This window comes from Nitrospirota bacterium (genome assembly GCA_020851375.1).
In the GTDB taxonomy this organism is placed as follows: Bacteria; Nitrospirota; 9FT-COMBO-42-15; order HDB-SIOI813; family HDB-SIOI813; genus RBG-16-43-11.
The window spans coordinates 77,664-89,991 of sequence record JADZCV010000004.1; the positions used below are offsets into that span (position 1 = coordinate 77,664).

Here is a 12,328-nt window from a genome sequence, read left to right on the forward strand (position 1 = left end):
ATCAATCGTGCTCCTTACGAGGAATGGAGGGAGACAATTCAGAGATTGCCTGCGTCAGATCTTCAGTCAGGAAATCCATGATTCAGTGGAGGTCGTGGTTGTTGATTCAGGATCCACTGACTCGACACTCGATGAAATAGAGAAATATCCGGTCAGACTGTTTCAGATCGAGCCAGGGGATTTTAGATTCGGGTTGACCCGTGATTACGGGTTTTCCCAGGCGCAGGGGCGTATCATCGTTACATTGTCTCAGGATGCGGTTCCATGCGATAAGTACTGGCTTAGGAACCTGATTGCGCCTTTTAAGAATTCAGACATCGCCGCTGTGCAGGGGGTGGATGTGGAACCAGATTCTCCTGATGTCTTCTTCTGGGAGAGAAAGGGGCGCTTCTATTTTACCCGGGAGACTAAAAGATGGTTGGATGCGCATGATGGGATAGGGCTCTCTTTTGTGAATGTCGCAATCAGGAGAGAGGTCTGGGAACGGCATCACTTCGGCGATGTGCCTATGAGCGAAGACAAGGTGTTTCAGAAGATGCTGAAGGAAAATAGGTACAGAGTCTATCTGGCAAGAGATGCAAGGGTCTATCACGGACATACGTATACTGTCCGGACACTGATCAACAGGTGTGAGAACGAAGGCCTCGGCTGGCGATATGCCGGAGTGGATTATCGCTTCTCTGATATGCTCCTGGATCTTCTGTCACCGGGAAAATTCAAGACACTTGCACGCGCGGTCATTCAGGGGGAATCACTGAATGCCTCCGGGCTCTTATTCCCGTTGATCCGCCCCCTCTGGCTGTTTAAAGGAAACCACTTCACAAAGGGATACAGGTTCTATTCATGAATATCAGCGCCATTGTCTGCACTCATAACCGCAGTGAATTGCTGGGAAGGACGCTTAAGAGCCTGGCAGAGCAGGAATACCCGTCCTCCGGCTACGAGATACTGGTGGTGGATAATCTGTCTACGGACAAGACTAAGGATGTTGTCCTTGAGTTTATGGCGAGGTTTAGAGGAAAGGTAATGATCCGGTATATTGTTGAGGATAAGATCGGACTGTCTCACGCGAGAAACCGCGGGATTGAGGAGTCAACCGGCGAGATTGTAGCATTTATAGATGATGATGCGAGGGCAGAGAAAAGGTGGTTATCGGCCTTGCGGAAGGTCTATGAGGATAAGGAGGATGCCATGTGTGTCGGGGGAAAGGTCATCCTTGAGTGGTCATCGCCAGGTCCATCCTGGTGGAGCAGTGAGATGGACACGCATCTAAGCGCTGTAGATTACGGGGATGCACTAAAGCGCCTCTCATATCCGGAATATCCTTTCGGGACAAATATCTCTTTCAGTCGCTCTGCAGTAAAGGGCGTCGGGATGTTTAACCCCGGGCTGGGGAGGATTGGAAAGATGCTACTGGCCGGTGAGGAAATAGATATCTGCCTCAATATCGAGAAGAAGGGCGGAGTGATCTACTACTGCCCGGACATGGTGGTGTATCACCTGGCTCAACCCGAACGTCTCAATAAAGGGGTAATCAACAAAAGGGCTTACTGGCATGGAAGGTCCTGCGCCCTTGTCGAGAAGCGGCACTTCGGGGCAAGGAGGGTATTTAATTCAGCAAGGTACATGCTCCGTAAGGCTGCCTTGTCTATGACAAGAATTTCCGGTGACCCTCAATCAGTTAGCTCCTTATATTACTGCCTCGGCTATCTGCAGCAGGCATGCCTCTTCTGGAAAGGCAACATCAGGAAAAATGCCTAAGGTCAGCGTCATCATCCCTGCTTACAACCGTGCAGGCTACATCATCCAGACACTGCAGAGTGTCTTTGCCCAGACGTTTACTGATTATGAGGTGATAGTGATAGATGACGGGTCTACTGATGATACTGAGGATGCGCTAAAGCCCTATTCTGGCAGGATTACCTATATCCGAAAGGCGAATGGCGGTCAGGGGAGCGCGCGGAATGTTGGGATCAGGATGGCGAAGGGAGAGTATATCGCTTTTCTCGATTCCGATGATCTCTGGCTGCCGGAAAAGCTTAAGACACAGGTGACATTTATGGATAACCATCCTGAATACGGGCTGACCTTTTCTGGATGTGAATTTATTGATGATGCCGGTAAGGTGATCGGGGAGTGGTCCAGTCCACTCGATTTCAGCTTTGACTCCATCCTCCTCCGCGGGAATTACATCATGATCCCTACTGTGATGGTGAGGAGGGATGTCTTTGATCAGGCAGGGCTCTTTAATGAGGCGAGAGAACTTATTAGTGTCGAGGATTATGACATGTGGCTTAGGATTGGCCTCACGTACAAGATTGGTTATGTGGACCCGGTCATGGCGAGGTACCGGTTTCACAGCGGGAATATAAGCCTGTCAAAGAAAAAGATGCATGGTAAATCAGTGAGCGTGCTCGAAAAGTTTGCGTTGTCGGATGCCATGCCCGACAGGGATATGCGGACAAGGGCGCTTAGGTCAGTTGCGATGTGGCTCTTTGAGCAGGGCTGCATGACAGGGGACAGGGCAAGCATGGAGAGGTCAAGGGATATGTTTTTAAGGGTGCTCAGGATGAGACCCTCATTTCTCTTGGGATACCTTTACGTATTCATGTCATTCCTTAATCTGAGATTTGTCAGGTTTCTCAAAGAGTGTGAATACAGGCTGAGGGGACGCCAGTCCGTCTTTAGATCATGAAAATCACATTTCTCCTTCCTGCATGGTGCGACTCTCCTATCGGGGGTTACCGCGTTGTCTATGAATACTCCAACAGGCTGGCAATGAAGGGGCATTCAGTCACTATAATCCACCCGGCAGGATATGACCCAAGGGTGATAAGCATAGGGCAGGTTGTGGCCCTGTTTATTGCCGGCGCAGGCAGGCGTCCGGCCCGGGTCAGACCCTCATGGTTTCCATTGGACAGTTCCGTTAATTCTCTGATAACCCCGGGATGGGAGGAGAAGTATATACCGGACAACGATGCTGTAATTGCTACGGGCTGGCAGACAGCGGAATGGATGAGCCGCTATCCGGACAGGAAGGGAAAAAAGTTCTACCTGATTCAGAGCTATGAGACATGGAGCGGGCCTGAAGACAGGGTGAGGGCAACATGGTCTCTCCCATATCACAAGATTGTAATCGCCAAGTGGCTTCTGGAGCTTGCAGAGGAGATGGGGGTAAAGGGGTTGTCCTATATACCGAACGGGATAGATTTTACAGTTTACAGGGAGACATCTCCAGTCAGAGAGAGGAATCCCCACAGGTTGTGCATGATCTATCACGTCAATCCGTGCAAGGGGTTTTCCTACGGGCTTGAGGCATTGGAGATGGTCAGGAGGAAATATCCGGAGTTAGAGGTGGATCTATTCAGCATCCACAGGAAGAGGAAGGAAGTCCCGGAATGGATGCGATATCATTTTAATCCTCCCCAGGGGCGGATCGTTGATATCTACAATTCCAGCAGCATCTATGTGAGCCCGAGCCTGATCGAGGGATGGGCCCTGCCGCCGGCAGAGGCAATGTCCTGCGGTTGCGCCCTGGTATCTACGGATATAGGCGGTGTCAGGGATTACGCCATTGATAAAGAGACGGCGCTACTCTCGCCGCCGCAGGATGCAGGGGCTATGGCAGAAAACATCATGGCCCTGATCAGTGACAATTCACTCAGGATCAGGATGGCCGAGAATGGTAAGAGGCATATCCGCAGGTATACGTGGGAGGCTGCCGCAGACCTGCTGGAGGCGTGTGTCAAATCAATGATATGAACAACAGGCAAGGTCAGAATAAACTGCCGAAGGTTTCTGTAATTGTCCTTAACTGGAACGGATACAGTGACACTGCGGAGTGTCTCCGCTCCCTTGAACGGCTTACCTACCCATCGTGTGAGGTTATTCTTGTTGACAATGGATCAACGGACGGTTCCGTGGCCCGCCTCCGGCAGGAATTTGAAAAGGTGTTTTATATCGAAAATGACGAGAATCTCGGATTTGCAGAGGGGAATAATATCGGTATCCGTTATGCCTTGCAGCATGGGGCAGGTTATGTATTTCTCCTGAACAATGATACTGTTATCTCCCCAGGGGCGCTTGATGAGCTGGTACGTGTTGCAGAAGGGGATAGGGCTATCGGTATGGCTGGGCCTGTCATCTATGATTATTATGATCCGTCAAGGGTCTGGTTTGCAGGTTCCCATATAGATTACAGGACAGGGCTTACGCCGCACTGGCACGAGGGTGAGAAGAGGGAGAAGGAGTGGCCTGAGAGCTGGGATGTAGAGCGTCTGAGCGGATGCGCCATGCTGGTAAAGAAAGAGGTGATTGAATCGGTCGGCATGCTCGATGCCGGCTACTTCCTGTATTACGAGGATACGGACTGGTGTGCGAGGGCAAGACAACATGGCTTCAGGATTGTATGTGCGGGCCATGCACGCGTATTGCACAAGCAGCAGGGCTCAACTGACCGCGGCGGCTCGCCACTGGTCCATTATTACTGCCAGAGAAACAGGCTACTATTTCTAAAGAAGAATGCAAACATACCGGTGCGCGTCCGGCTCCACAATGGCTATATCACTGGAGGATACATTTTGCACGCGCTTGGTAAATTACTGGGGATGCGGAATGTACAGTATGAGATCCGGAAGGCGAAATTTCAGGGGGTAAGGGATTTCTATCTGGGAAGGACAGGCAAACAGCGGGAGGACGCTAAATGAAATCCCTCCGTCGCCAGCGGATAATCATCATTCTGCTATGTGCAGGCGTAGTGCTGCTCAATTTAACTCAAATTGATAGTCTGTGGCAGGATGCCAGCCAGCACCGGGACTTTGCAACTTTTGCCATGAAACAACTCCGGCCGTTACAGGGCAGGCTTACTGCCGGACATTCAATCTCATACGTTGATAAATATTTTGGCGGAACAGCCGGCTCTTCACGTGAGCGTGAATTGGCGGAAATCAGATTCCGCGCTGTCCAGTATGCACTCTCACCGGTGGTCGTGAACTATAATGAACGTTCACGCCTCATGATAGGCTATTTTGCAAACGGCGAAATCCCTATGACACTAATAGTTGGACACAGGATAGGCAGGCTGGGCAATGGCCTGTATATCCTGTCAGGGCAGGAGGGCGGGTGACAGGGAGGACTTTGTGTCTTGTGGTAGATGACAGGGTTTTCAGTTGAATCATGTCTGCAGCATTACTCATATTGTCGCTTTTGTCTCTGTGGGGCGCAGGCAGGCTTGCTGTCTGTGCCCTTGACGGCGGATTCCGGACCGGTGCAGGCAGCGGAAGCCTGTCGCTTTCTCTGTCACTTGGACTTGGCTGCGGGATCACCTCCGCTGTATTTTTCTTAAGCCTCATTCTTGGCGGTCGTATTCCGCTTCTTCCAACTGATATTGCTGTGACCACCGTGACTGCCGCCGGCTTCTATCTCTTTTCCCGCTTCTCTGCTGCAAGTCGTCCCTTACCTGTTTCAGCAGAGCGGACACGCAGCGATCGGTGGATCATGGCCCTTGCTGTAATTATCATCGCGTCAGCGCCACTTCAATTTATGCTGCGTTCAATATCGAGTCAGGCCGGGGATGTTGATGCCTTTGTCATTTGGAATATGCGTGCACGGACCCTTTTTTCGGATGGCATGCTTTCGATGTCGGCTTTCGGCCCCCGGTTTAACCATGTTGACTATCCGCTTCTGCTCCCGCTCTCTATTGCGCGCCTTTGGAGTTATTATGGTAATGCGACGCCGCTGGTTCCCATTGGCGTTGCACTCTTTTTCACCGGATCAACTCTCCTGTTGCTCTATGGGGCAATCGGGTATTTACGCGATAAGGGCCATGCTGCGCTTGCCCTTTGCATGCTTCTTGCTGTGCCTTTTTTTATTTACCAGGGGGCGTCACAGTATGCTGATACAGCGCTCGGCTTCTATTTTCTCCTTACAATTGTCCTGCTGGCGATTGCTGAAAGGAATACCAGTATTCGGTACAGGTGTCTTTTTTTTGCAGGGATGGCCGCTTCGTTCTCAGCCTGGACGAAAAATGAAGGGTTGATGTTTTTAGTCCTGCTGGTGCTCTCGCGGTTGCCTGTATTTTCAGGCAGGGACGCCATGAGAAAGGCCTTGCGGGAAACGCTGGTAATTGTCTGTGGCGGTCTTCCGGTGCTGGCCGTGTTGTTTTACTTTAAGATATTTGTGGGTACGTCTAATGATGTGGTAACCCTGGCCCATGTCGCATCGTCGGGGATGCTTGTACTAAACCATGAGCGCCACATCTCGGTCTTAAAGGCGCTCGCCAGCCGGGTCTATGCCGGATGGTTTATTGCCGGAGCAGGGCTACTGTTTTACGCCTTATTCGCCAGGATATCCTTCGGGAACGAGAGGACGCTGATTTACTTCATGATACGGCTTCTTTGCCTCATTTTTTTGGGCTATTATACAATCTACCTGATCACACCTCATGAGATCCCGTGGCATGTTGCATCATCTGTTAACCGGTTGATTGTGCAGTTGTGGCCGATGATCATTTTCCTGTATTTCCTTATGATCGCACCCTATGGTTATGCTGAAGCTGATCCGGAGCAGGGACGCCCTGTCTGTACCATGAACGAAGGGAAAGACGTATAATGTATTCCCCCAGGAATATAGTTGTCCTGCTGTCTTTTTCAATCATCACTATTATCATGACCTATCCGCTGGTCCGCAACACCGGCAGCTCCATTCCCAATGACCTCGGAGATCCATTGTTAAATACATGGACACTCTCATGGGGGGCCCATAAGATTCTTGAGGGAGACATAAAAGGCCTTTTTAATGCAAATATCTTCCATCCCTATCACAATACTCTGGCTTATTCAGAGTCTTTACTCGGGAATCAGATCTTTTTCCTGCCTGCTACAGTGTTGTCCGGGAATCCTGTCTTCGCATACAATATTGTCTTTTTGGCTGGCTTCACCATTTCAGCTTTTGGAATGTACCTGCTGGCATATTATCTGACGGGATCCTGTCTGGCGGCTGTTGTGGCAGGGATGATATTTGGATTCTCGCCATGGAGGTTTGCACACCTTGGACATTTACAACTACAGGTGGCCCAGTGGATACCATTTTCATTTCTCTACCTCCATAAATTTATAGATACCAGAAGCTACAGGCATCTTATGCTGTTTACCGCCTTTTTCCTGCTTCAGTTTCTATCATGCGGATATTATGGCCTGTTCCTTTCCCTTTTCATCGGCCTTTTTCTGTTGATAGAATTTTATAAAGGACATCTGAGGGACAGGGATTCTTTAAATAAGCTGGGATTGTTCCTTCTGACCTCATCGGTTGTCTTACTGCCTGTGCTCTATCCATATATCAGGGCAAGACATGAGATGGGATTTACAAGATCAGTAAGAGATGCGATATTTCTATCAGCCGACATATTCAGCTATTTTAAACCCCATATACAGAATCATGTCTGGGGGTGGATTGGAAGATTACTGCCGCAAAGAGGTGAAAGCGAATTATTTACCGGTGTTACAGCAACTGTACTTGCCATAACCGGGATCACAAAAAATATACGGTTGATTTATCACGGGAAAGGTGACACCGGCAAATCATGGAAAAAATATTTGTGGTTAACCGGTTTCCTGACAGCGATCGGATTTGACATCCTTCTATATTTATTCCTGAACGGTGATGTTGACAATAACTTTTTTGGTATCAGTTTCAGGGTCAGGCGCCTTTATCTGCCCGTTATATTTACCTTTCACTATACCCTTATATGGCTTCTGGTGAAAACCAGGATCAGGTCATATGTTCGCCCTATAGTTTCAGGTATGACAAATGTCAGGGAAGGATTTTATCTCCTCGTACTTTTATTATCCATCTTATTATCACTGGGCCCCATAATCCATGTGTATGGCGGTGACAAGGTCATCCTGATAGGTTTAGGGCCTTATAGCATCCTTCATCAATTCTTTCCCGGCTTTGACGGACTCAGGGTGCCTTCAAGGTTTGCAGTCATGGTCGTTTTTGCAGTCAGCGTCCTTGCCTCATTTGGGGTGCTGAAGATACTCGGCTGTGTCAGAAGCTGCTCAGGAAAGGTTGTCTCGGTCGTCGTGCTCTCAATATTCATACTAATTGAATCAGCCTCATTCCCCATACCAGCGTCCCCGGTTGCCGCAGGCAGCAATATCCCAGGTGTCTATAAGTGGCTTGCCAATCAGAAAGGTGATTTTGCGATACTGGAACTGCCATTGCCCGGACAAACGACGGATCTCTGGAAGGAGACCCAATATATGTACTACTCGATCTATCACTGGAAGAGGCTCGTAAACGGATACAGCGGCTACTTCCCGCCGTCCTATAACTACCTCTATTCAGAAGGGATGAAAGACTTTCCGTCTGATGCCTCAATAGGGTTGCTCAGGCAGCTTGGAATAAAATATATTATCCTGCATTCCGCTGCATACGGGAATGATTGGGAGCCCATAAAAAGGGGCCTTAAGGTCTATTCCGGGACAGTGAGGCCCGTTAACCATTTTGATGAGGCCTATGTCTATCAGCTGGCCGAAGGAGAAGGGCGATGAGGATCCTTCACGTCTGTCCCCTCTATTATCCGGTTGTGGGAGGGGTTGAGAATGTGTTCCGGGCGGTCTCTGAAGGTATGGCAGAGCGGGGCGATGATGTGACGGTGTTTACCACCACCGGGCGGTCGCTCGGCGCCTTCATGAACCCGATGACAGAGCCGCTACCCTCGGGTGAAGAGATGATACACGGTGTCAGGGTGCGACGGTTTCCATACCGGCGTGTGTCGAGGCTTGCGGCCCGTGGCCTTGCAGAGGGGTGGTCAGCGCTGCGCCTTCCAAAGGGGGATCTGCTGAAGCGCTGGTCTTCCCTCCCATGGGTACCTAACCTCTCCGGGGAGATTGTATCGTATAAACCGGATATCGTGCTGGCCGGACATTTCCCGGCGCAGATCGTATTTGACGCCATGAAGGCAAAAGACGCGGCCGGCTTCCCACTCATCTTTCACACGGCCCTTCACCTCGACATGAGGGATCTGTCGCATGACGCTGTTGAGTTCCTAGACAGGGCAGATGCCCTGTGGGTAAACACTGTCCATGAAAGGGATACCCTTGTGAAGAGGGGGATTGCAGGAGATAAGCTGCATGAGTTTGGTGTTGGGGTGGATCCGGTGCAATTTCAGGGTGCCTGTGGGAAGAGGGTGCGTGAAAGATATGCTATAGGCGACAGACCTGTTGTCCTGTTTGCTGGCAGGAGGGAGAGGGATAAGGGGGTCTTTACATTGCTGGAGGCTATGGAGCGGGTCTGGCAGCATATCCCGGAGGCCGTGCTGATACTGGCCGGGCCGGTCGTGAGATATACTGACAAGCGGTCACTTGATCCGTGGCTGAAGAAATATCAGGGGGCAATAATCCCAATTGAGGGGTTTAACGATGATGAGAAGAAAGACCTCTTTGATGCCTGTGATCTCTTTGTTCTACCATCACGGGTGGAGAGTTTCGGCATTGTCTATCTTGAGGCATGGATCAGCGGCAAACCTGTAATCGGCGCTGACATCGGATCAACTCGTTCCATAATAGAGGATGGCAGGGATGGATTCCTTGTGGGGTTCGGGGATTCGGGATCTCTCGCAAGCAGGATCACCCATCTCCTGGAACATCCGGGTGTCGGAAGGGAGATGGGGATGAGTGGCAGGGAGAAGGTTTTATCAAGGTATACGTGGGGCTCTATCCTCGATCGTCTCCATTGGTTCTACAGGCATCTTTCAGGAAAGTAGTATGGTATCAAAATGGAGATAATATGGTGAATGTCCCGGAATATAGCATCGTGGTGCCTGACCTTCATTCGCGCCGTATCGGCGAGGTGCTCGGGGCTCTGCGGTGCCAGGAGGGGGTGGACATTGCGAGCTATGAGATACTGGTCGTTGGGAGGGACAGGTACGGGCTTGTCCGTGGGCACATGGCAGAGGATCAACGGATCCTGTTTCTCGAATCAGAGAGGGACCTCAATCCTGCGGAGGCGAGAAACAGGGGGATCAGGGCAGCACAGGGAAGGTTGATCTTTTTTATAGATGCGGACTGCATAGCAGAGCCGCAATGGATGGCAACCCTATTGAAGGCATATCACGAGGGTAACCCTGTAGTTGGTGGTCCGATGTGGTTCCGAAAGGATACCTATTGGATACTCTCCGATAACGTGGCCCATTTCCATGACCTCCTGCCGGATATCGGCCGCGGCCCAAACCGGCATTACATGCTGGCGTCGGCCAATCTTATGGCAGAGAAGGTGATACTTGAGAAGGTTGGGATGTTTGATGAGGACCTTTCCACCGGGGAGGATTTCAATCTGTCGCTTAAAATCAGAAGGTCCGGTTATTCACTTTATTTTGAACCAGATGCGCGGATCATCCACCGCCCTGTGCGGGACTCACCTGGCGCTGTGGTGCGCCACTCGGCAAGCTGGGCAAGGAGTTCCATCAGGATAAGGGCCGCATACAGGGAAGAGCTAAAGTCTCCGTGGTTTCTGTTCCATCCAATGGCCTTGCGGACCCTATCGCCCCTGATAGCAGGTTTGGTCACCACGAAGATCTTTCTAAAACACCCCTGTGTGCGGCGCTACTGGTACACAGCGCCGGTTGTTTTCCTGACAAAGATGGTGTGGTGCTGGTCAGCAGCACGAGAGGTGTCTGCAGGCAGCCATGGGAGGCCTATTTAGATGAAGTTAATAAGATTATCAAGAATTGCGTGGCACTATAAGCTTGGTCATACAAGGCTGCCATATGGTCCGTTGCGTCTCTGGATTGAACCCACTTCATTCTGCAATCTAAAGTGTCCCATGTGCACGAGCAGGGATATACCTGATGATAAGATTGGCTATATGGACTGGGGGCTTTATAAGAAGATCATTGCTGAGGCAAGGGGATTCGTGCATGACATAAATCTCTTTATTGGAGGAGAATCACTGTTTCATAAAAGATTGCCGGATATGATACGGCACGCAAGGGAAAATGGGATTGGGACAAGACTCTCTACCAATGCCACTGTCCTGACTAAGGAGAAGACCAATGCACTGCTCGATGCAGGGCTTGATTTTATCATATTTTCATTTGACGGTTATGATAAGGATACTTACGAGAGGATAAGGGTAAACGCCAATTTTGAAAAGACGCTGAAGAATATCAGGAGTTTCCTTGAAGAGAAGAAGAGGCGCGGGAGCCGGAAGCCCTATGTCGTGTTTCAGGTTATAGAGGGATTAAATCACAGGGAAAATGACGTTGAAGCCCGGCAGTCCTTTTTAAGTCAGTTCAGGAACCTGCCGGTTAACAGGTTCTCATTTATTAAGCCTCATACCTTTGGCGGGAAGATCCCGCGTGATGATAAAAAGGGATTCCGGGCACTGAGCGCAAAATATGTACCCTGTACATTCCTCTGGTATTCCATGTCAATAAAATGGGACGGGACTGTTGTTCCTTGTTGTGTTGACCTTTCAGGTGACATGCCTCTTGGCGATGTACGAAAGGAATCCCTGTCTGATATATGGAATGGCCAGAGGTTGATTGACCTGAGGGAGAAGATAGCCTCCGGAAGATACGAAGATGTTCCGCTGTGCAAAGGGTGCGATATCCTCTGGAAAGAGCAGTTGTTTGGCATACCCCTGAAGAGTATAAGAGAGTTGAGATATTTCCTGCTGCGGCTGAAGTAGCTGCTGGCAGTTGTGGACACTCATAATCCATCAAAAAAAAGGACGGACAACATGGACGACGAATCGCTAAAGACATTGGAAATCCTTGAGGAATTATCCACGAATAGTCAGGTAACCCAGAGGGAACTGAGCCGGAAGGTCGGCATAGCCCTGGGACTCGCAAACTTCTACATAAAAAGGCTCGTGCAAAAGGGTTATGTTGAGGTGGTTTATCTTGAACGAAACCGCCTTGGCTACCTTATCACTCCTCAGGGCATTGCGGAAAAGTCCCGCCTGACTTATAGCTATATACACCGTTCATATGGCTATGTCCGCAAGGTGCGTATAAGCATCCGCGAGAGGCTAAAGGCATTATCCCGTGAGGGTGTGCACAGTGTGGTGATATACGGAGGAGGAGACATGGCAGAGGTAACGTATCTTGCAGTCCAGGAAGCCGGTCTGAAACTTGCGGGAGTTGCAGATGCCTCGCGTGCAGGCAGGCCATTCCTGGGCTATACGATCCAGCCGATAAGTGCCCTGCCGGGCTTATCATTCGACAGGATGATCATTACAGAGCCTGTGACGATACAGGATATGGGCATTATACTTAATGAATATGGAATTGACGAGGGGAAGCTGGTTCGGGTGGAGTAGATGC

The 12,328-nt window shown here is 50.2% G+C and carries 12 protein-coding genes; all 12 read left to right on the plus strand.

All coding sequences use genetic code 11. The features are described 5' to 3' along the window. Positions 1-7: 7 nt before the first annotated feature. From IT393_00725 to IT393_00780, 12 genes are read left to right on the plus strand one after another with little or no spacing between them, the layout of a single operon-like run. Entirely contained in the window at positions 8-847 is an 840-nt protein-coding gene (locus tag IT393_00725) for a glycosyltransferase (GenBank protein MCC7201182.1), read from the plus strand. Continuing rightward, the gene (locus tag IT393_00730) at positions 844-1,761 is read left to right on the plus strand and encodes a glycosyltransferase (protein ID MCC7201183.1); all 918 of its coding nucleotides are present in this window, start codon (positions 844-846) and stop codon (positions 1,759-1,761) included. Before IT393_00725 ends, IT393_00730 begins: the two co-directional genes overlap by 4 nt. After that, positions 1,754-2,695, plus strand: coding sequence for a glycosyltransferase (locus tag IT393_00735; GenBank protein MCC7201184.1), 942 nt, complete (start codon positions 1,754-1,756; stop codon positions 2,693-2,695). Before IT393_00730 ends, IT393_00735 begins: the two co-directional genes overlap by 8 nt. After that, the gene (locus IT393_00740) at positions 2,692-3,762 is read left to right on the plus strand and encodes a glycosyltransferase family 4 protein (GenBank protein ID MCC7201185.1); all 1,071 of its coding nucleotides are present in this window, start codon (positions 2,692-2,694) and stop codon (positions 3,760-3,762) included. The genes IT393_00735 and IT393_00740 overlap by 4 nt, the downstream gene beginning before the upstream one ends. Further along, positions 3,759-4,706: a glycosyltransferase family 2 protein gene (locus IT393_00745; protein ID MCC7201186.1), complete on the plus strand. Its 948-nt coding sequence runs from the start codon at positions 3,759-3,761 to the stop codon at positions 4,704-4,706. The genes IT393_00740 and IT393_00745 overlap by 4 nt, the downstream gene beginning before the upstream one ends. Next, positions 4,703-5,125: a hypothetical protein gene (locus IT393_00750; protein ID MCC7201187.1), complete on the plus strand. Its 423-nt coding sequence runs from the start codon at positions 4,703-4,705 to the stop codon at positions 5,123-5,125. The genes IT393_00745 and IT393_00750 overlap by 4 nt, the downstream gene beginning before the upstream one ends. 50 nt (positions 5,126-5,175) lie before the next feature. Further along, positions 5,176-6,609, plus strand: coding sequence for a hypothetical protein (locus IT393_00755; protein MCC7201188.1), 1,434 nt, complete (start codon positions 5,176-5,178; stop codon positions 6,607-6,609). Beyond that, positions 6,609-8,552, plus strand: a complete 1,944-nt coding sequence (locus IT393_00760; protein ID MCC7201189.1) for a hypothetical protein — start codon at positions 6,609-6,611, stop codon at positions 8,550-8,552. Before IT393_00755 ends, IT393_00760 begins: the two co-directional genes overlap by 1 nt. Next, complete coding sequence (locus tag IT393_00765; GenBank protein MCC7201190.1) at positions 8,549-9,766, plus strand: glycosyltransferase family 4 protein; 1,218 nt, start codon at positions 8,549-8,551, stop codon at positions 9,764-9,766. The genes IT393_00760 and IT393_00765 overlap by 4 nt, the downstream gene beginning before the upstream one ends. A 23-nt stretch (positions 9,767-9,789) precedes the next feature. Further along, positions 9,790-10,704, plus strand: a complete 915-nt coding sequence (locus tag IT393_00770; GenBank protein MCC7201191.1) for a glycosyltransferase — start codon at positions 9,790-9,792, stop codon at positions 10,702-10,704. Next, on the plus strand, positions 10,705-11,691 hold the full coding sequence (locus IT393_00775) for a radical SAM protein (protein ID MCC7201192.1): 987 nt from the start codon (positions 10,705-10,707) through the stop codon (positions 11,689-11,691). Positions 11,692-11,742: 51 nt separating this feature from the next. Next, complete coding sequence (locus IT393_00780; GenBank protein MCC7201193.1) at positions 11,743-12,324, plus strand: winged helix-turn-helix transcriptional regulator; 582 nt, start codon at positions 11,743-11,745, stop codon at positions 12,322-12,324. The last annotated feature ends 4 nt before the right edge of the window (positions 12,325-12,328 follow it).